The following is a 19394-nucleotide window of genomic DNA, read 5'->3' as shown; positions in this document are numbered from 1 at the left end:
ACTAAACCTATGAAGCTATCGTTTTACGGCCATGCCAGTTTTGGCATTTCAACTGAAAAAGCTAATTTAATTGTAGACCCTTTTATTACAGGAAACGAAAAGGCAAATGCAATAGATATAAATGATTTAAAGGCCGATTATATTTTGGTAACGCATGCACATCAAGACCATATTTTAGATGTAGAAGCAATTGCGAAACAAACAGACGCAACAATTGTATCTAACTTTGAAATTGCCACATATTATGAAAATAAAGGTTTTAAAGTACACCCGATGAATCACGGTGGGTCATGGAATTTTGATTTTGGTAAAGTAACTTATGTTAATGCTATACACACTTCGTCTTTTCCAGATGGAAGTTATGGAGGGCAACCTGGTGGTTTTATATTAGAGGCCGACGATAAATGCGTTTATATTGCGGGTGATACAGCTTTAACTATGGATATGAAATTAATTCCGCAATTTTGGAAGCTTGATTTAGCCATATTACCTATTGGAGATAATTTTACAATGGGTGTTGAACAAGCTATTGTAGCGAGTGATTTTGTAGAATGTAACCGTGTTTTAGGCTGCCATTATGATACTTTCGGTTTTATAGAAATTGATCATAACCATGCAAAGCAACAATTTTCTAAACATAAAAAAGAATTGATTTTACTTAACATTGGTGAAGATATGTCATTATAAAGTTCGTTATCGTTTTATTTTAATTAAGCTAAGCATCAATCTGATGTTAGCCTTTTTTATTTGTTTGAAATTTTGAGGAATAAGCTCCTAATTTAGTGTATTTAAATGCTTTTAAAGTCTTTAATAGATTTATCTTAATAGAACTTTTTAAATACATAGGTTAATTATTATTGTATAAACTCATAAATTATAAGTTTAATGTACATCATTTATTATTTTAATGTACATAACTTTTAGATTTAATGTACATTATTTATGTATTTATTGTACATTATTTTATAGTTTTGTGTACATTATTTTTAAATTTAATGTACATTAATTGTAGATTTGTAACTTAAGAAGTTTTAAACTTAACTCAAGTATTTAAAAACATACTAATTATGGCTGTCAATTTTACCATATCTAAGCGCGGCAAAGGCTTGTCTAATCAAGCTTCGCATTACCACCTAAAACCAATTTATGATTTGACTGTTACAATGGATGAACTTGCCGTTCGTATCAGTAAAGCTTGTACTTTAACGCCTGCCGATGTTGTGGCTTGTTTATCTGCATTAAATTCTGAAATTAGGTACCAACTTCAAAATGGTAATAAAGTTGAAATAGGTTGGCTGGGTAGTTTCAAAATAGCTGCAGAAACAACGGCGCATCCTCATCCAAAACTTTGCTCAAAGAAAGATATTAAGCATATTAAAGTTAATTATCAACCAACCAAAGAGTTTAAGCGCTTTTTAAGCAATACCACTGATTTTAAAATAGATCCTAAGGCTAAGTTAAAGTATGTAAAGTCGAATATTTAAGGTTCTACAGAACCCCAATTTTCACCAGATTTTATACGGTATAATTGCATTTCAGAAATACCAAATTGTTTGGCAATCATTTTCATTCGTGTACGTCGGTTGGGATCGTTTAGTTTACGTTTTATTAATTTAACGCGGGTTTCTGTAAGTTTAGAATAGCGCCTCATGCCTTTCATAGCCTTAGAGTTTGGGCCATTAAATTGGTGCAGCTCTTTTTCTCGTTTTGTTGCCCATTTTAAATTATCAACATGATTATTAGTTTTGTTATAATCAAGATGTATCACGTAAATGCCATCACCTTGTTCTAAAAAATGTTGGGCTACAAGTTTATGCACATAGCGGCTGGTTTGTTTGCCATTATGTTTTTGTTTTAAGCGTAAATTTTGATAACCGTTGATGTAAGACTCTTTTACTAAACACTCTTCAGCGCCTTTGCAATTAATAATACGTCCAAAATTAGAAATTTTGTAGTGTTCTGTTTCAGAAATTTTATCGTCAAAGACAATTGCTTTCCATTGTTCGTTGGGGAAATTCCGAATCATTGGTTCTTTTTGCCAAATTTAATTCAAAATTAGCTTTAAGTCGGATTTTTAATTAAAGTATAACAAAGTAAACACTAAGTTTTTAAAGCATAGTTAATTTTTAACCAACTTCATTGTTCTTGTATTTTGCCGAGCATCGATTAGTTTTATGTGATAAATACCCTTCGGTAAGTCTCTCACATTAATCTGTGGTTTTACTAAAGTATCTTTTTTAACAACTTGTCCTAACTGATTGTAAATTACATAATTTATAACTTCATTAGCACGGCTTAAATACACTAAATCCATAGTAGGATTAGGGTAGATGTTAACTTCGTCAAGTCGATTAACTTCAGTTTGATTTAAAGTGCTGTTTTGGTAAACACGAATGTAGTCTATCTCTAAGCTGCTTTCAGTAAAAGATGGACTAATATTTGGTAAAATAGCAACATTTAAAAGTAAGTATTGGTTAGCATCAAAAGGCCAAGTATCACTATTCTTAATTTCAGGTTCATAAGTGTAATGCGTTACACCATCTACCTTAAATTCAATATAATCTGGTGTCCAAATCATTTCGTAATCATGAAAATCATTTGAAGCATTAGGAAGCATACGACCACCATAATTAACTGTGCCACCAAAGCTTGAAGGTGTATGAATAGCACTTGAAACATAATCCTGATTGCTACCCCAATGTTCCATAATATCAATTTCGCCACATGCTGGCCACGCAGTTGTGTCAAAACCTTGGTTATCCCAGTAAGCGCCATCTTCATTTATATTTTGCCCCAATAGCCAAAGCGCTGGCCATGTGCCAATACCTGTTGGCAGCTTTGCTCTAATTTTAACACGACCATAAGTAAATGCAAATTTTGAATTTAGTCGCGCTGAAGTGTGGTTTTTAGTTACACCTTGATTTGTAAAAACTTCAGCTTTAGCTCTAATTTTTAGGGTGCCATTTGAGACTTCAGCATTTTCTATGCGATCGGTGTAGTGTTGTATTTCACCATTAAACCATGAATCTCCGTTAGGTAAAAGTGTTTGATGAAACCACTTTTCAGAATCAACAGCACCCGAATAGTTAAACTCATCTTGCCAAACCAATTCATTAAATATTGGCGTGTTTGGAGGTGTAGTGGTTGTACTTGTGTAGGTGAAATCATCAATGTAAGCTGTGACCTCATCTGTGTTAGCTTCGCCGTTTATTTGAATCAGCACACGATTAAGATCTGTCCTAAATTGTGGGGCAGGAGAATTAGGGTCAAGGTTAGTGTAGTTATCTTGATTAAAGTTAAAGTTAATAATTTGCCACTGGTCTAATGTAATCGGTTTAATAATTTCAGTTTGAGTAGACCAAGGCTCTGTTAAGTTAGCGTTTTGTAGTTTTAATGAAATTTGGTTTGGTGAATTTCCTGTAATGCTTGAAGAAGGCACATAAATCATTATACTAAATGTAGGTGTACCAGATAAATCGAAATTTTCTCCATAATCAAATCTTATATTGGCATAATCACCACCATTATCCTGGTATTTTAAAACATAATTTGAATTATTTTGAGGAGTTATAAATGGATTATTGTAGTGTGAATCAACATCACAATCATCACCAACCCAATTGAAGTTTGGAGTTGCTGTTTCAAAATCTTCAATAAAATCAGTTTGAGCTTGAGTAGTAAAACTTAAACACCACACTAACAATAATAGAAGGACATCATTTTTCATACTTCAATATTACTGAGATTTAGTTGCAATTAAAATTTACAAATGTTAAAGCTACAGATTTAGTAAGTTACAGGTCTAAATTTTATGAGTTTGAATACTACAACTTTAAGTTTACAATAAATACAAAACCCTTTGCAATAAAGTAGCAAAGGGTTTTAAAATTGTGGAGTCGGGGAGACTCGAACTCCCGTCCAAACAAGCAATTCAGCAGTTTTCTACACGCTTAGTTTTTACTTGGATTGTCGAGTTAATGCTGGCTAAAAACAACCTACATTAACCTTATTCTCAATTAAATTTCACTTGCATATCAAGACCCTACACAAGCTATATTTACTTTACCGGTGCCTCATGTGTAAATGCCGTAAATCAAGGCCTTTACGAGACATCATGGCCCACTACCTTGTAGCGGCTAAGATAATCTTACTATAATTCAGATTATGCAGCCATGGCGTAGTTATTCTCGCCGTTTAAAAAAGTATGAAACATGAGATTTACGAGCTGTATCCCAGCGCTCGACGTGCTTACTCCTCAATTGTTCTTGCTGTCAAAACCAAATCGACCCCAAGATATTGAATGGTAACATTTTTCAATGAACATTATTATGGCGTTCGGGCAGGCTTTCTGCTGTATCTTTTTGTGCCACTTATTAAAGCACAAAAAGGATGCCGCATCAATCCTTAACGCTAAACTAGTAATCTATAAACAATACAGATTAGCTTTATAATTTGCAAAACTACATAAAATCATCTACTTTCATAGCCATTAACAGCTTTTTAATAGACACAACAAACACTTTTAGACCATGAACATTAAAAAAGTTCTCGTTGCTAACCGAGGAGAAATTGCTATTAGAATTTTTAGAGCTTGTACAGAAATCGGTTTGCGAACAGTTGGTATTTATACCTATGAAGACCGCTATTCACTACATCGTTATAAAGCAGATGAATCTTACCAAATTGGCGAAGATAAAGACCCGTTAAAGCCATACCTAAATATAAATGAAATTATAAGGGTAGCAAAACAAAACGGTGTCGATGCCATACATCCTGGTTATGGATTTCTTTCTGAAAACGCCCATTTTGCAAAAGCTTGTAAAGACCACGGCATTATTTTTATCGGGCCAAAAGTTTCTGTGCTTAAATCTTTAGGCGATAAAGTAACCGCTAAAACCGTTGCTATAAAATCTAATGTTCCAGTTATACAAAGCAATCAAGATCCACTTAATTCCCTTGAAATTGCTTTAAGTGAAGCCGAGCGTATAGGTTATCCATTAATGTTAAAAGCTGCTTCTGGCGGTGGTGGCCGTGGTATGCGCGTAATTCGTAACCAAGAACAACTAAAAAAAGCTTACAGCGAATCACGGCGTGAGGCTAAAAATGCCTTTGGAGACGAAACAGTTTTTTTAGAACGATATGTTGAAAATCCCAAACATATCGAAATTCAAATTGTAGCCGATAACGATGGTAATATAGTGCATTTATTTGAGCGTGATTGTTCTGTACAACGCCGCTACCAAAAGGTTATTGAGTTTGCACCATCTTTAGGTTTAAGCGATACAACCAAACAAGCTTTGTACAACTATGCCATTAAAATTTGCAGTGCAGTTAATTATAACAATATCGGTACTGTAGAATTTTTAGTTGATGCTGAAGAAAACATTTTTTTTATTGAAGTTAATCCACGTGTGCAAGTAGAGCACACAGTAACCGAAGAGGTTACTGGAGTTGATTTAATAAAAACACAAATTTATATCGCATCTGGCTATCAACTTTCAGCACCTGAAATTAATTTAGGCAGTCAGTCTCAAGTCTCTACTTATGGTTATGCTGTACAATGTAGAATTACCACTGAAGATCCTGAAAACGATTTCAAACCTGATTACGGGATTATTTCAACTTATAGAAGTGCTTCTGGTTTTGGTATTCGTTTAGATGCAGGAAGCGTTTATCAAGGTGTAAAGATTTCACCTTTTTTCGATTCTATGCTAGTAAAAGTTTCAGCTAGTAGCCGAACATTAGATGATGCTTGTAAGAAAATGCGCCGTGCATTAGCTGAGTTTCGTGTTCGTGGCGTAAAAACCAATATGGGCTTTTTAGACAATCTTCTTAAAGACGATAACTTTAGAAATGGTAAAATTACGGTTAATTACATAAAAGATCATCCACATTTATTTAACATCAAAAAACCACGTAATCGCGCTACAAAATTAGTTCAGTATCTTGGCGATATTACTGTTAATGGTAACCCTGACATTAAAAACAGTCGTAGTAATCCTAAATTTTTAAAACCTGAAATACCATCATTTGATAAATCTTTGGATTATGCTAAAGGTACAAAAGACTTGTTAACAGAGTTGGGACCAGACGATTTTGCGAACTGGTTAAAAAATGAATCTAAGATTCACTTTACTGATACAACTTTACGGGATGCACACCAAAGTTTGCTGGCAACTCGTATGCGAACTTATGATATGCTTAAAGTAACCGAAGCTTATGCTAAAAGCTTTCCGCAATTATTTAGTGCAGAGGTTTGGGGTGGCGCTACTTTTGATGTCTGTATGCGGTTTTTAAAAGAAAACCCTTGGGATCGTTTAAGACAAATTAGAGAGACGATGCCTAACATTTTATTACAAATGTTATTAAGAGGTTCTAATGCGGTTGGTTATACGGCTTATCCTGACAACTTGATTGAACGTTTTGTCGCTGAAGCTTGGGAAAATGGAGTAGATATTTTCAGGATTTTTGACTCTCAAAACTGGATGCAATCTATTGCGCCATGTATAGAACATGTCAGAAAAAACACCAATGGTTTAGCTGAAGCTTCTATGTGTTATACAGGTGATATTCTTGATAAAAGCAGGACTAAATATACTTTAAAATATTACCTTCAGCTAGCTAAAGATATAGAAAATGCTGGGGCACATATTTTAGCTATTAAAGATATGGCGGGATTATTAACACCTTTAGCTGCAACCGAATTAATTTCATCCTTAAAGACACAGGTATCCATTCCAATTCACTTACATACACATGATACCTCAGCTATGCAAGCTTCAACCTACTTAAATGCGGTTGATGCAGGTGTAGATGTAATTGATGTTGCTTTAGGAGGTCTCTCAGGTTTAACCTCTCAGCCTAACTTCAACTCGGTGAATAATGTATTAAAACATCACAAACGTGCCAATTATTTTGATGCTGAACAATTAAATGATTATTCTATTTATTGGGAGCAAGTTCGTACTTATTATTACCCATTTGAATCTGGTTTAAAGTCGGGTAGTGGAGAAGTATATAAACATGAAATACCTGGTGGACAGTATTCTAACTTAAAACCACAAGCAGAATCTTTAGGCTTGGCCGATCGTTTTCATGAAATTACCGATATGTACGCGCAAGTCAATCAATTGTTTGGCGACATTATCAAAGTAACACCAAGTTCTAAGGTGGTGGGAGACATGGCGCAATTTATGGTTAGTAACAACTATACTATTGCTGATATACTTGAAAAAGGCGAAACTATTTCGTTTCCACAGTCAGTAGTGAGTTTCTTTAAAGGTGATTTGGGTCAGCCAGTTGGCGGTTTCCCTAAAGATATACAAGATATTATATTAAAAGGAGAAATGCCATACACAGATCGGCCCAATGCCCACTTACAACCAATAGACTTTGATAAAGAATTTGCCGAGTTTAAATCTGAATTTTCGAGCGATTTAGATAGAGAACTCGATTTTACAGATTTTTTATCCTACAAGTTATATCCAAAGGTATTTAGCGAGGCTTATGATGCGCATTTAAAATATGGAAACGTAACCAACCTACCGACTAAGAATTTCTTTTATGGTATGGATTTAGGTGAAGAAATTGTTGTAGAATTAGATCGTGGTAAAACTTTATTAATTACCCTACTTTCTATTAGTGAGCCTGATGCTGAAGGTTTAGTAACCGTCTTTTTTAAGGTTAATGGTCAAACAAGAAATATTTTAGTAAAAGATGAAAGTATTGCAGTTGAGTCTGTTTCTCATCAAAAAGTAGATAAGTCTGATCCTCACCAAATAGGTGCGCCTTTACAAGGTTCTTTAAGTCAGGTTTTGGTTAAAGAAGGTGATGAGGTTAAAAAAAATCAGCCTTTGTTTATTATTGAAGCGATGAAAATGGAAACAACTGTAACCGCTAATATTAATGGCCAAGTTGATGCGGTTTTAATTGAAGCTGGTAAAATGGTTTATGCCGATGATTTAGTACTGAAACTAAGTTAAGCAGGATTTTATTACTAATAAAAAGCCTCTATGTTTTTATAAAACTAGAGGCTTTTACAATCAACATCAATAGCTAACTAAACTATTGTTCTTTTAGTGACTTTATAAACGGCTTGCTTTGCTTTATACCATGTTCGGTGATATGTTTAATATAAGCACTACCAATAATGCAACCACTAGTATATTTGGCGGCTTGTGCAAAACTTGCTTGATCTTTAATTCCAAATCCAACAATAAGTTTATTCTTAAGCTTCAAGTCATGAATACGTTTAAAATAATCAAGTTCAGGTTGGCCAAAACCAGCTTGGCTTCCAGTAGTACTCGCTGAACTTACCATATAAATAAAGCTATCACTTGCATCATCAATTTGTTTTATACGTTGGTCAGAGGTTTGAGGCGTAATAAGGCTTATAAAACTGAGTTGATGTTGTTTAAATATACTTTGGTATTCTGCTTCGTAAATATCAATTGGTAAATCAGGCATAATTATGCCATCAATACCACATTTTTCGCAAGATTCACAAAAGGTTTTAACACCATATTGCAACATCGCATTAAAATAGCCCATTACAATAACAGGAACGGATGTTATCTGCCTCAAATCTTTTAATTGCTCAAACAAAAGTTGAGAGCTCATTCCATTTTTTAAAGCTTGGGTAGAACTCTGTTGAATCGTTGGTCCGTCTGCTAGAGGATCACTGTATGGCAAGCCAACCTCAATCATATCAACACCACTGTTTACCAATTCTTTAATAACTTCTAAGGTGTCGTCACGTTTAGGATAACCTGCTGTGAAATATATAGAGACTATTTTTTCAGGTTGTTGTAAGCGTTGATGAATTCTATTTTGCATTAGTCAATAAGTTTAAAGTAATCAGTATAGGTTTGTAAATCTTTATCACCACGTCCAGAACAATTAAACACAAGAATTTCATCTTTATTAAATGGACGTTCTTTAAATATAGCAAAAGCATGAGCTGTTTCAATCGCGGGAATAATCCCTTCAGTTTGGCTTAACTCTAAGCCAGCTTTCATAGCATCTTGATCGGTAATACTTATAAATTCAGCACGTTTACTTTCAAATAAATGTGCATGCATAGGGCCAATACCAGGATAATCTAAGCCTGCTGAAATTGAGTAAGGTTCGGTGATTTGCCCATCTTTATTTTGCATTAACAATGTTTTACTGCCGTGGATTATTCCTGATCTACCCAATCGAGTTGTAGCGGCACTTTCACGAGTTAAAACACCTTTGCCTTCAGCTTCAACGGCAATAATGTTTACTTTAGGGTTATTTAAAAATTGGTAATAAATGCCAGCGGCATTACTACCACCACCAACACAAGCAATGACATGATTAGGAACTTTTGTACCTTCTTTTTCGAACAATTGTTCTTCAACTTCTTCAGAAATTACTGCTTGTAACTTGGCCACTAAATCAGGGTAAGGATGAGGGCCAACCACTGAGCCAATGATGTAATGGGTATCGGTTGGGTTATTGATCCAATCTCTTATCGCTTCATTTGTAGCGTCTTTAAGTGTTTGGCTTCCTGATGTTGCCGGTTTAACAGTTGCACCAAGCATCTTCATACGAGACACATTTGGGGCTTGGCGTTTAATATCTATTGCGCCCATATAAACCACACACTCTATTCCCATTAGGGCGCAAACTGTCGCCGTAGCTACGCCATGTTGCCCAGCTCCGGTTTCGGCGATGATACGTTTTTTACCCAAGCGTTTTGCCATTAATATTTGCCCTACAGTATTGTTTATTTTATGAGCTCCCGTATGGCATAAATCTTCTCGTTTGAGATAGATTTTAGTTTGGTAACGCTCGCTTAAGCGTTCAGCAAAATACAAAGGTGTTGGTCTACCAACATAATCGCGTAATAGCTTATTAAAATCTTTCTTAAAGTCGTCACTTGCTAAAATGCTGGTGTAAGCCTCTTTTAATTCTTGAATATTTGGATATAGCATTTCGGGTATAAATGCGCCACCAAAGTTTCCATAAAACCCAAGTGAATTAGGTTCATTATACGATTGAGTTTTCATAAGCTTTGAGTTGTGAAGTAAATATTGATAATTTTTTGATGTCTTTTAAACCAGGTTGAATTTCAAATTTTGAATTTAAATCGACACCAATGAGTTTAGAATGTTGAATTTGACAAATTTTATCGGCGTCTTCAGCTGAAATTCCTCCCGAAAGCAGAAAATTAGTTGATAAATTGTAAGCCTCTAAGTTAGACCAATTAAACTGTATGCCGCTTCCACCTAAAACATTCGTTTTTGTATCAAAAACAAACTTATCTACATGATGCTCATAGGCTGCACATTGCTTAAAATCTGATTTATTTTTAATGGGAATGGCTTTCCATATTTCTATAAAACTAAGTTGTGGATCGTTTAAAATAGCTTGGCGTAAATTTGAAATTAACTCGATTGATTCTTGTCCATGTAATTGCACAGCACTTAAATTATAAGATTTAATATGGCTTAAAATTTCATTAATGCTAGTGTTTACAAACACACCAACTTTTTTTGCTTCTGTTGGAGGTAAACTTTTTGTTGTTACAAAGCGAGGTGATTTCGGATAGAATATAAGTCCGATGAAATTTACATCAAGTTTATCTACTTTAAGCATATTTTCAGCATGGCTGAGTCCGCAAACTTTAGTAATTAAATGCGTATTCATGACTTGATTTTTTTAGTAAATTGATGAAGTTGTGTTAAGAAATCTTCAGGTTGAGCCTTCATAAATTGCTCACCAATTAAAAACCCATTAAATCCTTTGGTTTTAAGACTATTAATGGTCTCAGGTTTTGAAATTCCGCTCTCAGAAATTCTAATTTGATGTTTTGGTAATTGTTCAGCAAGCTTTAAGCTGTGTTCAAGATCAACTTCAAAGGTTTTTAAATTTCGATTATTAATACCGATAAGTTCTGCGTTAACTTGTAAGGCTTTATCTAAGTCGTTTTGTGAGTGGACTTCAACTAAAACTTCTAGACCTAAGTCTTGCGCAATTTCAGTAAATTCTTTTAAATGATTTAAGTCTAAAACCGCAGCGATTAGTAAAATTACATCAGCACCAAAGGCTTTGGCTTCGTGAATTTGGTAACTTTTAATCGTAAAATCTTTTCGTAAAATGGCCTGTTTAAAATGTACTCTTGCCTGAAGTAAGTCTTCTAAACTACCGCCAAAAAAATGCTGATCAGTTAAAACTGACATGCCTGTAAATTTTGAGTTTTGATAGGCATTTGCTACATCATTAACACTCATCGATTGGTTAATAATCGACTTGCTAGGTGAACGGCGTTTAAATTCGGCTATAATTGGCAAATTTTCATTCTGTTTGAGTAGTTGACTCAAACTAACTGGATCACGTTTGTAAAGATTGAGTTTTTTTAAATCAGATAAGCTAATTAGTTGTGCTTTCGATTTAACTTCTGCGCGTTTATGATGTACTATTTTAGTTAAAATATCCATTAGTTCGAAAGTGTTTTTAGTTGTTGTAAAACTTCATAAGCTTTGCCTTGAAGCAAGTTTTCATAAGCGATTTCAAAAGCTTGTTTACGACTTATGTTTTTAACCAAGCTAATGGCGAGAGCAGCATTTGCCGCGACCACTTGATGTTGCTCTTTGGTGCCTTTTCCTTTTAAAATGGATGTAAAGATTTCAGCTGATTCTGAAATGCTTTTACCGCCATATATTTCATCAGCTTTAATACTTGAGCAATTAAAATCTTCTGGTGTTAAATTCTGGTCTTCATTTCGACTTATATGTCTTGTTTTGCCAGTGAGTGAAACTTCGTCATAGCCATTTAAGTCGTGTAAAATACTATACTTTTTAACGGTTTTTTGATATAAATAAGCGTAAAGTCGCATTAGTTCGAGATTGAATACACCAACTAATTGATGTTGAGGTTGCACGGGATTTACCATAGGGCCAAGCATATTAAAAAAGGTTTTGACCGCTAATGACTTACGAATAGGAGCAACGGCTTTCATAGCTGGATGAAATAATGGTGCATGAAGAATACAAATGCCTGTTTCATTAATTTGACGCTCAAGATGTTCTGCATTATTAGTAAATTTTATACCAACAGCTTCTAAAACATTTGAGCTGCCACTTACTGAAGATACACCGTAATTTCCGTGTTTAGCTACATTAACACCACAAGCAGCTGTTAAAAATGAAGCACTTGTAGAAATATTAAAAGTGTTTTTACCATCGCCGCCAGTGCCACACAAATCGATTGGATTATAAGCTTTTAAATTGACAGGAATACATAATTCTATTAAAGCTTCTCTAAAGCCATCAAGCTCATCGATAGTGATATTACGCATCATAAAAACAGTCAGAAAAGCAGCGATTTGAGCTTCATTTACCTCATGATTTGAAATTTGCATCAAGGCTGCTTTTGCTTCCTGCTTTGTAATAGTTTCGTGCCTTATAAGTCGATTTAAGATTGATTTCATAAATATTTGTTTAAGAATTAACCCAGTTTTTAATCATTTGTTTACCTTTTGGAGTTAAAACGGATTCTGGATGAAATTGCACTGCACTGATAGGCAAGGTTTTGTGTTTAATAGCCATGATATGATTTTGATGATCTACCGCTGTTACCTCTAAACATTCAGGAACCTGAGGAATTGAAACCCATGAATGATAACGGCCAATATCAAATTCTTTAGAGATACCTTCAAACAATCGTTTGTCTTCAGCTACTAATTTTGCAGGTGTTGCAATACCATGAAAAACTTGTTCGAGATTTTGAAGTTTACCACCAAAAACTTCAACTATGGCTTGCAAACCCAAACAAACACCCAGCATTGGTTTAGTTTCAGTATAGGTTTTAATAATTTCTTTTAGTTTTCCAGCTTCATCTGGAATTCCTGGCCCAGGTGAAAGTAATAGCTTATCGTATGTCTCTATTTGGGATAATTCAATCTGGTCGTTTCTAAAAGTATCAACTTCTACATCATATTCTTCTAAATAATGCACTAGGTTATAAACGAAAGAGTCGTAATTATCGATGACTAAAATGCGTTGTTTTTTCATATTTTACAGGGTTTCAGCAAATTTTAAGGCTTTGTTTAAAGCGCCTAATTTATTAAAGACTTCTTGTAGTTCATTTTCGGGTGTAGAATCGGCAACAATACCAGCACCAGCTTGATAAAATAACTCGTGGTTCTTACTTAAAAACGATCTGATTATAATAGCATGATTATAATTTCCTTTAAAATCGATGACACCAATCGCACCGCCATATGTATTTCGATTAAGGTTTTCGTATTTCTCAATAAGTTCAAGGGCTTTCGGCTTAGGTGCACCAGACAAAGTTCCCGCAGGAAATGTATCGGCAGCAACTTGTATGCTTGAACTATTGGCTTTGAGCTGCGCTGTGACTTTGCTCACTAGATGTATAACATGTGAAAAATACTGAATTTCTTTATAGGTTTCTACCTTAACATTACTACCATTTCGACTTAAGTCATTTCTTGCCAAGTCAACTAACATCACATGTTCAGCATTTTCTTTAGGGTCTTTACTTAATTTTAAAGCTGAATCGGCATCATTTTGATCGTTTCCAGTTCGTTTAAATGTTCCTGCGATTGGATGAATTTCAGCTTTATTATTTTGCACAACCAATTGCGCTTCTGGTGAACTACCAAAAATTTTAAAATCGCCATAGTCGAAATAGAATAAATAAGGACTTGGATTTACACTTCGTAAAGCACGATAGACATTAAATTCGTCTCCATTAAATTTTTGTTGAAATCGTCTTGATAGTACTAATTGAAAAACATCACCACGTTGGCAGTGCGCTTTTGCTTGGCTGACCATTTTTTTATAGTCCTCATCTGTAAGATTACTTTTGGGTTTATCGACACAATTGAAATTGAATGTTGCATGCGTTTGAGCTGAAATGATATGTTCAATTTCACTTATATAATTGCTACCGTCTGCCGAATGATTAAAAATATAAGCGGTGTTATTGAAATGATTAATCGCAATAACAGTTTGGTAAACAGCATAATAAATATCAGGAATACTAAAATTTTCAGCTCTTTTCTTGATGTTTACATTTTCAAAATAGCGTACGGCATCGTAAGCTGTATAACCAAATAAGCCATTAGTGATGAAGTTAAAATCCTGGTCTTCAACTGAAAACTGATTGATAAAATGTTGAAGCTTTGTGATGACATCTTCTTTTTTTGAAATTTCAGTTGTCGAGGCTTGATGATTGATTTCAGTTGTAATTATTTCATTTTCGACTTTAAAACTAGCTATAGGATTACAACAGATATAAGAAAATGAATTGTCGTTGGCATGATAATCACTGCTTTCAAGTAATAATGCATTCGGAAATTGATCACGTAATTTTAAGTAAACACTTACAGGTGTAATCGTGTCTGAAAGAATGGTTTTGTAACTTGTGTTTAGTTTCATTTAGCTTGTTTTTTGGCATAAAAAAAGGCTTGTCGTGAGACAAGCCTTTTTGTTTTAGTTATATAGTTTAAACAATGGGAATGTGATTCACGACTCTTGACGTAAATTAAACCACCACCAATTATTTAATACAAAATGCTTCATTGTTCGGCAAATATATAACTGTTGTTTTAACTAAGCAATTAAACAAATTAATATTTTAAATTAATTTTTAAGGTAAACTCATCATAAATCGTTTTGTCACCTAGATTGTCGAAAAAGCTGCCTGAACCATATTTAATGTCATATTTTGTACGGTCAATAACAATTTCAGTGTAAGCTTGCTCACCATCCATTTTTAAATCGAAAGCAATAGGATTTGAAGTTCCTTTAATGGTCATGGTACCTGAAATTCCGTAAGAGCCTTTACCTTTTTTAGCTACATTGTTAATTACAAATTTAGCTGTAGGATATTGGTTTACACCAAAAAAATCATCTGAGTTTAAATGCCCTTCTAATTTTTTCTTACCATCACCTGATAAGTCAGTTACATTAATGGTATTCATGTCAGCGATAAATTCGCCTCCTGTCAATTCACCACCTTCCATAACAAAGTGACCTTCTTTCAGGTTGATTGTTCCCATGTGGGAGCCAGTTAATTTTTCGCCAATCCACTCGATTTTACTGTCTTCGACATTAATTTTTTTCTTTTCAATTGCATTAGTAAAGCTTACTAAAGCGATTAACATTACGATGGCTGATAAGCCTTTAAACATTGTTTTCATAGTTATTTGTTTTTATTTACAATTATAAGTGATTAAAAAATTCTTCGTTTGATTTTCGCACTTTTTTAGCATTTTGTAGCGAATCGTCTTCTGAACGGTAGCCAATAGTTGCGATTACCGCAGAAGTTAAATTTTTGGCTTCTAAATTTAATATTTCATCATATTGTTTATTATCAAAACCTTCCATAGGGCAAGCATCTATACGTAATCTTGCAGCACTCGCCAATAAGTTACCCAAACCAATATAAGCTTGTTTCTTTGCCCAATTTAATTTTTGGTCTTGAGGAAATTGAAGCACTGTGCCAGCAATAGCATCACGCATACCGCTTAAATCTTCAACATTTATTTCGCGGGTTTCTGCAATGTTTTTGATGTATCGATCAAGGTAAGCTTCATCAATAACGGTATTAACTGCAAAAACTACAAGATAATCTGAATCGGTAATTTGTGATTGATTAAATGAAGCTGATTTTAACTTTAGACGTAAATCCTTATCCTGTATTATAAATACTTCATAAGGTTGAAGACCATAAGAAGAGGCCGTTAATCTAACCGCTTCTTTTAAGGTGTTTAATGTTTCATCATCTATTGATTTACTAGAATCAAAAGATTTTGTGGCGTAACGCCAATTTAAATCATCTATTAATTTATTCATTTGTTCTTATTTTATTTAGGTGATTATTTAATTCTATTAGCTCTTTTTCGCTTAGTTGCGATGTAATTAAGAGTTCTTCTTTTTCAAAATGCGGATTCACTTGATCTAAAAGTTGATGACCATTTTCCGTAATGAAAATTTCGATTTTTCGACGATTATCTTTACAGGTTTGTCTAGAAACCAATTCTTTTTCAATTAATTTATCTACGATTCTTGTTGTATTACTCATTTTACTAATCATACGATCTTGAATTGTAGATAAGTTTGCAGGACGGCCTTTTTGTCCTTTCAGAATTCGTAAAACATTAAATTGTGGCGTAGTTAAATCAAATGTTTTTAGAATAGCATTGATGCGATCACTAACGTATTGAGATGTAATTAATAAGTTAATTAAAGCCTTTTTGTGAAGCTTTAAAGTTTGATTACTTTTAATGTGGTTTTCAACATCCATGTAACTACAACAATTGTTGGTACAAATGTAAAATCATTTTTTGCTTGATTAGTTTAAAAGTTTGTTAAAAATTTATACTATTGTATTATGAAACTATTACGCCCTTTTTTTATTCTAATCTTTGTGCTATTACAGATGACATCATGTCAAAAAAATACTGATGTTCAGCTTATTACGCCTGATGAGTATCAACGATTAAATCAACTTGAAGATGTTCAACTCATAGATGTTCGTTCTGTTGAGGCATTTCAAGATTTACATTTAAAAGGCGCGCAAAATTTAGTTTATGATGCTGAATTCTCAAAAAAAATCATGAAACTCGATAAATCTAAGCCAGTAGCTGTTTATTGTAAAACTGGTGGATTAAGTAAAAAATGTGTAGAAATTTTAAAAGATTCTGGTTTTGTGAAAATTTTTGATCTTAAAGGTGGTTTGTCTAAATGGAAACATTCAGGCATTTCTATAGATTCTATAATTAAGCCTGAATTAAAAAGATAGCTGGTTGTTTGTGAAAATCAAAATGTTCAGTTTTCCATTCCTGAACTGTTTTTGTTTTAATGTATTCATCGCTAGTAGTAATGTTTACAGCAATGCATAAATGTGTATTAGGATGCAAGGTTTTTAAAATATCTTCAATAAGCTGATTGTTACGGTAAGGTGTTTCAATAAATAATTGTGTTTGATTATCCTGCCGGCTTTTAGCTTCTAATTTTTTTAAAATACGCTTCTTTTCGTTTTTATCGATAGGCAAATAGCCGTGAAAAGTAAAACTTTGACCACTTAGGCCACTAGCCATAAGGCTTAATAAAATAGATGAAGGTCCCACGAGAGGAACTACTTTTATCCCTTTTTGGTGAGCTAGTTGAACAATTTCAGCACCTGGATCTGCAACTCCAGGGCAGCCAGCGTCAGATATTAAGCCTACATCAAAACCTTCTTGGCAAACATCTAAATAAGTAGGGATTTCAAGTTCAGAGGTAAACTTATTCAAGGTTTTAATCATAAGCTTGTCCTGTGATTTGGTAGATACCATTTTCTTGATGAATTGACGTGCAACTTTTTCGTTTTCAACGATGTAATGATCTACTTTTTCTATGATTTTTTTTATAGAAAGCGGCATAACTTCCAACGGTGGTTGCTCACCAAGTCGATTAGGTATTAAGTAAAGTTGACCGAGTTGCTTTGTATCTTTCATATCAATTGAGTTTATCGGCGATTACCGTACAAGCTTCATCAAGCATTTCATAAACATTTTTAAAGCCATTAATGCTATCGTGGTAAGGATCAGGAACTTCAACATCTAAACCTTCAAATCGTTCGTTCATAATCATTTTAACTTTTTCAAGATATTCAGGTTTGTTGGTGAGCTTACAAACATTTTTATAATTTGAAGCATCCATCACATAAATATAATCAAATTCTTCAAAATCTGATTTTAAAAACGGACGACTTTGTTGGTCGGTTATGTCGATTGAATTTAATTTCGCTATATCTATTGAGCGTTGGTCTGGTGATTCTCCTTGATGATAAGCTGAAGTTCCTGCAGAGTCAACAATCACAGCCTTTGGATCAACTTTTGATTTTAAAATACCTTCAGCTAAGGGTGAACGGCAAATGTTACCTAAACAGACCATTAAGACTTTAGTGGCCATAGTTTATAATTAAGATTGTTTAAGTTTTTTATCTATATCTTCAACAAAACGTTTAAATTGTTTGTTGGTTAATTGTAAATTATCAACTGTTTTACATGCGTGTAAGACTGTCGCGTGATCACGTTTACCTATTTGTTTGCCTATGGCAGTTAAAGAATTATTTGTCATCTTTTTAGAAAAAAACATAGCTAACTGTCTAGCTTGAACAATGTTACGTTTTCTGGTTTTAGACTGCAATACTTCTACATCAAGTTGAAAATAGTCACTTACAACTTTTTGAATGTGGTCTATAGATATTTGTTTTTTAGACTTCTTTACATAGTTTTTAACCACTTGTTCAGCTAATTCGATACTTACATCTGAACGGCTAAAGGAAGAATGGGCTATGAGTGATATTAAAGCACCTTCTAATTCTCTAATATTACTTTGAATATTTTCGGCTAGGTAGTTAATTACATCTTCTGGCATATCAACACCATCACGATACAATTTATTTTGAATAATAGATAAACGGGTTTCAAGATCAGGTTGAAGTAATTCTGCCGAAAGTCCCCATTTAAAACGCGACAAGAGACGTTGCTCAATTTCTTGCATGTCAACAGGCGCTTTGTCACTAGTTAAAATTACTTGCTTTCCATTTTGATGTAAGTGATTAAAAATATGAAAAAATACATCTTGCGTACCTTTCTTGCCAGATAGCAACTGAATATCGTCAACAATTAATACATCAATAATCTGGTAAAAATGAATAAAGTCATTGCGATTATTTTTTCTAACAGATTCAATATGTTGTTGTGTAAATTTTTCAGCCGAAATATATAAGACAGTTTTATCTGGATATTTTTCTTTAACGTCTAAACCAATAGCATGGGCAAGGTGTGTTTTTCCTAAACCAACACCACCAAAAATTAATAATGGGTTAAATGAAGTGCCTCCAGGTTTATTGGCAACCGCCATACTAGCAGAACGTGCTAAACGGTTAGAGTCTCCTTCAACAAAACTTTCAAATCCGTAATTAGAATTAAGTTGAGAATCTATTTTAAGATTACGTATGCCTGGTATAATAAATGGGTTTTTAAGCTCAGGATTTTTTTGTTTGGTGGCAATTTCAACTGATTGTGAAGCCACATGAGACCGTTGTGAACTCGGTATTTTTTCAGTATACGCTTTTTGTTTATCGGGTGTATTTTCCATGCGTATGACATAAATCAAGCGAGCACCACGACCAATCTCTTTGGTAAGCGCAGATTTTAATAAATCGACATAGTGTTCTTCAAGCCATTCGTAAAAAAACTTTGATGGTACACTAATACTTAATGAATTATCTGCTAATTTAACAGCCTCTATAGGTTCAAACCAAGTTTTATAAGCTTGATTAGAGATATTGTCTCGTATAAAGTCAAGACAATTTTTCCATACTGAACCAGCGGTTTTAGGCAT

At 33.8% G+C, this 19394-nt stretch carries 19 protein-coding genes and 1 other RNA gene; 4 read left to right on the top strand and 16 right to left on the bottom strand.

Annotated features, from left to right (window positions below; genetic code table 11):
• Positions 1-9 precede the first annotated feature (9 nt).
• Entirely contained in the window at positions 10-687 is a 678-nt protein-coding gene (locus tag IMZ30_RS00100) for a metal-dependent hydrolase (RefSeq protein ID WP_207038545.1), read from the top strand.
• Between the two features lie 380 nt (positions 688-1067).
• Complete coding sequence (locus IMZ30_RS00095; protein WP_207038544.1) at positions 1068-1484, top strand: HU family DNA-binding protein; 417 nt, start codon at positions 1068-1070, stop codon at positions 1482-1484.
• Here IMZ30_RS00095 and IMZ30_RS00090 read toward each other — a convergent pair.
• From IMZ30_RS00090 to ssrA, 3 genes are all read right to left on the bottom strand, one after another.
• A complete protein-coding gene (locus IMZ30_RS00090; RefSeq protein WP_207038543.1) occupies positions 1481-2026 on the bottom strand; it encodes an NUMOD4 domain-containing protein in 546 nt (181 codons plus the stop codon). The two genes, IMZ30_RS00095 and IMZ30_RS00090, sit on opposite strands and share 4 nt — an antisense overlap.
• Before the next feature lie 93 nt (positions 2027-2119).
• Complete coding sequence (locus IMZ30_RS00085) at positions 2120-3727, bottom strand: family 16 glycosylhydrolase (protein ID WP_207038542.1); 1608 nt, start codon at positions 3725-3727, stop codon at positions 2120-2122.
• 161 nt (positions 3728-3888) lie between these two features.
• Positions 3889-4290: a transfer-messenger RNA gene (gene ssrA / locus IMZ30_RS00080) on the bottom strand.
• A 239-nt stretch (positions 4291-4529) separates the two neighbouring features.
• Here ssrA and IMZ30_RS00075 point away from each other — a divergent pair.
• Positions 4530-7982 (top strand): pyruvate carboxylase, encoded by a 3453-nt coding sequence (locus IMZ30_RS00075; protein ID WP_207038541.1) that lies wholly within the window; start codon positions 4530-4532, stop codon positions 7980-7982.
• An 82-nt stretch (positions 7983-8064) separates the two neighbouring features.
• Here the strand turns inward: IMZ30_RS00075 and trpA are convergent, their stop codons facing one another.
• The 10 genes from trpA to IMZ30_RS00025 form a co-directional block, all read right to left on the bottom strand.
• Entirely contained in the window at positions 8065-8835 is a 771-nt protein-coding gene (gene trpA / locus IMZ30_RS00070) for a tryptophan synthase subunit alpha (protein WP_207038540.1), read from the bottom strand.
• Positions 8835-10034: a tryptophan synthase subunit beta gene (gene trpB, locus IMZ30_RS00065; RefSeq protein ID WP_207038539.1), complete on the bottom strand. Its 1200-nt coding sequence runs from the start codon at positions 10032-10034 to the stop codon at positions 8835-8837. The genes trpA and trpB overlap by 1 nt, the downstream gene beginning before the upstream one ends.
• Positions 10015-10674: a phosphoribosylanthranilate isomerase gene (locus IMZ30_RS00060; RefSeq protein WP_207038538.1), complete on the bottom strand. Its 660-nt coding sequence runs from the start codon at positions 10672-10674 to the stop codon at positions 10015-10017. The genes trpB and IMZ30_RS00060 overlap by 20 nt, the downstream gene beginning before the upstream one ends.
• Positions 10671-11465 carry an indole-3-glycerol phosphate synthase TrpC gene (trpC, locus tag IMZ30_RS00055; protein ID WP_207038537.1) on the bottom strand — a complete coding sequence of 265 codons (795 nt, stop codon included), beginning with the start codon at positions 11463-11465 and terminating at the stop codon, positions 10671-10673. The genes IMZ30_RS00060 and trpC overlap by 4 nt, the downstream gene beginning before the upstream one ends.
• Positions 11465-12457 carry an anthranilate phosphoribosyltransferase gene (gene trpD / locus IMZ30_RS00050; RefSeq protein WP_207038536.1) on the bottom strand — a complete coding sequence of 331 codons (993 nt, stop codon included), beginning with the start codon at positions 12455-12457 and terminating at the stop codon, positions 11465-11467. Before trpD ends, trpC begins: the two co-directional genes overlap by 1 nt.
• A 10-nt stretch (positions 12458-12467) precedes the next feature.
• Complete coding sequence (locus IMZ30_RS00045; RefSeq protein WP_207038535.1) at positions 12468-13040, bottom strand: anthranilate synthase component II; 573 nt, start codon at positions 13038-13040, stop codon at positions 12468-12470.
• Positions 13041-13043: 3 nt separating this feature from the next.
• Entirely contained in the window at positions 13044-14432 is a 1389-nt protein-coding gene (locus IMZ30_RS00040; protein ID WP_207038534.1) for an anthranilate synthase component I family protein, read from the bottom strand.
• Positions 14433-14623: 191 nt separating this feature from the next.
• Positions 14624-15196, bottom strand: a complete 573-nt coding sequence (locus tag IMZ30_RS00035; protein ID WP_207038533.1) for a YceI family protein — start codon at positions 15194-15196, stop codon at positions 14624-14626.
• A 22-nt stretch (positions 15197-15218) separates the two neighbouring features.
• On the bottom strand, positions 15219-15851 hold the full coding sequence (locus IMZ30_RS00030) for an NAD(P)H-dependent oxidoreductase (RefSeq protein ID WP_207038532.1): 633 nt from the start codon (positions 15849-15851) through the stop codon (positions 15219-15221).
• Positions 15844-16302 (bottom strand): MarR family winged helix-turn-helix transcriptional regulator, encoded by a 459-nt coding sequence (locus IMZ30_RS00025; protein WP_207038531.1) that lies wholly within the window; start codon positions 16300-16302, stop codon positions 15844-15846. Before IMZ30_RS00025 ends, IMZ30_RS00030 begins: the two co-directional genes overlap by 8 nt.
• 87 nt (positions 16303-16389) lie before the next feature.
• Here IMZ30_RS00025 and IMZ30_RS00020 point away from each other — a divergent pair, with 87 nt between their 5' ends.
• Positions 16390-16800, top strand: coding sequence for a rhodanese-like domain-containing protein (locus tag IMZ30_RS00020; RefSeq protein WP_242529667.1), 411 nt, complete (start codon positions 16390-16392; stop codon positions 16798-16800).
• Here IMZ30_RS00020 and IMZ30_RS00015 read toward each other — a convergent pair.
• Genes IMZ30_RS00015 through dnaA form a run of 3 tightly spaced genes read right to left on the bottom strand, consistent with a single transcriptional unit; the run spans position 16778 to position 19394 of the window.
• Positions 16778-17497: an SAM-dependent methyltransferase gene (locus IMZ30_RS00015; protein ID WP_207038530.1), complete on the bottom strand. Its 720-nt coding sequence runs from the start codon at positions 17495-17497 to the stop codon at positions 16778-16780. The genes IMZ30_RS00020 and IMZ30_RS00015 overlap by 23 nt on opposite strands.
• Position 17498: 1 nt before the next feature.
• Positions 17499-17954, bottom strand: a complete 456-nt coding sequence (locus tag IMZ30_RS00010) for a low molecular weight protein-tyrosine-phosphatase (protein ID WP_207038529.1) — start codon at positions 17952-17954, stop codon at positions 17499-17501.
• A 9-nt stretch (positions 17955-17963) separates the two neighbouring features.
• A complete protein-coding gene (gene dnaA, locus IMZ30_RS00005) occupies positions 17964-19394 on the bottom strand; it encodes a chromosomal replication initiator protein DnaA (RefSeq protein WP_207038528.1) in 1431 nt (476 codons plus the stop codon).

This window comes from Psychroflexus sp. ALD_RP9, assembly GCF_017311165.1.
GTDB lineage: Bacteria > Bacteroidota > Bacteroidia > Flavobacteriales > Flavobacteriaceae > Psychroflexus.
Note: the sequence above shows the minus strand (reverse complement) of the source record. Positions and strands in the feature narration are given on the sequence as shown.

Excerpts from the sequence above, each read along its gene's own strand:
- IMZ30_RS00100 (WP_207038545.1), top strand. The coding sequence starts at position 10 with ATGAAGCTATCGTTTTACGGCCATGCCAGTTTTGGCATTTCAACTGAA.
- IMZ30_RS00095 (WP_207038544.1), top strand. The coding sequence starts at position 1,068 with ATGGCTGTCAATTTTACCATATCTAAGCGCGGCAAAGGCTTGTCTAAT.
- IMZ30_RS00090 (WP_207038543.1), bottom strand. The coding sequence starts at position 2,026 with ATGATTCGGAATTTCCCCAACGAACAATGGAAAGCAATTGTCTTTGAC.
- IMZ30_RS00085 (WP_207038542.1), bottom strand. The coding sequence starts at position 3,727 with ATGAAAAATGATGTCCTTCTATTATTGTTAGTGTGGTGTTTAAGTTTT.
- IMZ30_RS00075 (WP_207038541.1), top strand. The coding sequence starts at position 4,530 with ATGAACATTAAAAAAGTTCTCGTTGCTAACCGAGGAGAAATTGCTATT.
- trpA (WP_207038540.1), bottom strand. The coding sequence starts at position 8,835 with ATGCAAAATAGAATTCATCAACGCTTACAACAACCTGAAAAAATAGTC.
- trpB (WP_207038539.1), bottom strand. The coding sequence starts at position 10,034 with ATGAAAACTCAATCGTATAATGAACCTAATTCACTTGGGTTTTATGGA.
- IMZ30_RS00060 (WP_207038538.1), bottom strand. The coding sequence starts at position 10,674 with ATGAATACGCATTTAATTACTAAAGTTTGCGGACTCAGCCATGCTGAA.
- trpC (WP_207038537.1), bottom strand. The coding sequence starts at position 11,465 with ATGGATATTTTAACTAAAATAGTACATCATAAACGCGCAGAAGTTAAA.
- trpD (WP_207038536.1), bottom strand. The coding sequence starts at position 12,457 with ATGAAATCAATCTTAAATCGACTTATAAGGCACGAAACTATTACAAAG.
- IMZ30_RS00045 (WP_207038535.1), bottom strand. The coding sequence starts at position 13,040 with ATGAAAAAACAACGCATTTTAGTCATCGATAATTACGACTCTTTCGTT.
- IMZ30_RS00040 (WP_207038534.1), bottom strand. The coding sequence starts at position 14,432 with ATGAAACTAAACACAAGTTACAAAACCATTCTTTCAGACACGATTACA.
- IMZ30_RS00035 (WP_207038533.1), bottom strand. The coding sequence starts at position 15,196 with ATGAAAACAATGTTTAAAGGCTTATCAGCCATCGTAATGTTAATCGCT.
- IMZ30_RS00030 (WP_207038532.1), bottom strand. The coding sequence starts at position 15,851 with ATGAATAAATTAATAGATGATTTAAATTGGCGTTACGCCACAAAATCT.
- IMZ30_RS00025 (WP_207038531.1), bottom strand. The coding sequence starts at position 16,302 with ATGGATGTTGAAAACCACATTAAAAGTAATCAAACTTTAAAGCTTCAC.
- IMZ30_RS00020 (WP_242529667.1), top strand. The coding sequence starts at position 16,390 with ATGAAACTATTACGCCCTTTTTTTATTCTAATCTTTGTGCTATTACAG.
- IMZ30_RS00015 (WP_207038530.1), bottom strand. The coding sequence starts at position 17,497 with ATGAAAGATACAAAGCAACTCGGTCAACTTTACTTAATACCTAATCGA.
- IMZ30_RS00010 (WP_207038529.1), bottom strand. The coding sequence starts at position 17,954 with ATGGCCACTAAAGTCTTAATGGTCTGTTTAGGTAACATTTGCCGTTCA.
- dnaA (WP_207038528.1), bottom strand. The coding sequence starts at position 19,394 with ATGCCTAAAACCGCTGGTTCAGTATGGAAAAATTGTCTTGACTTTATA.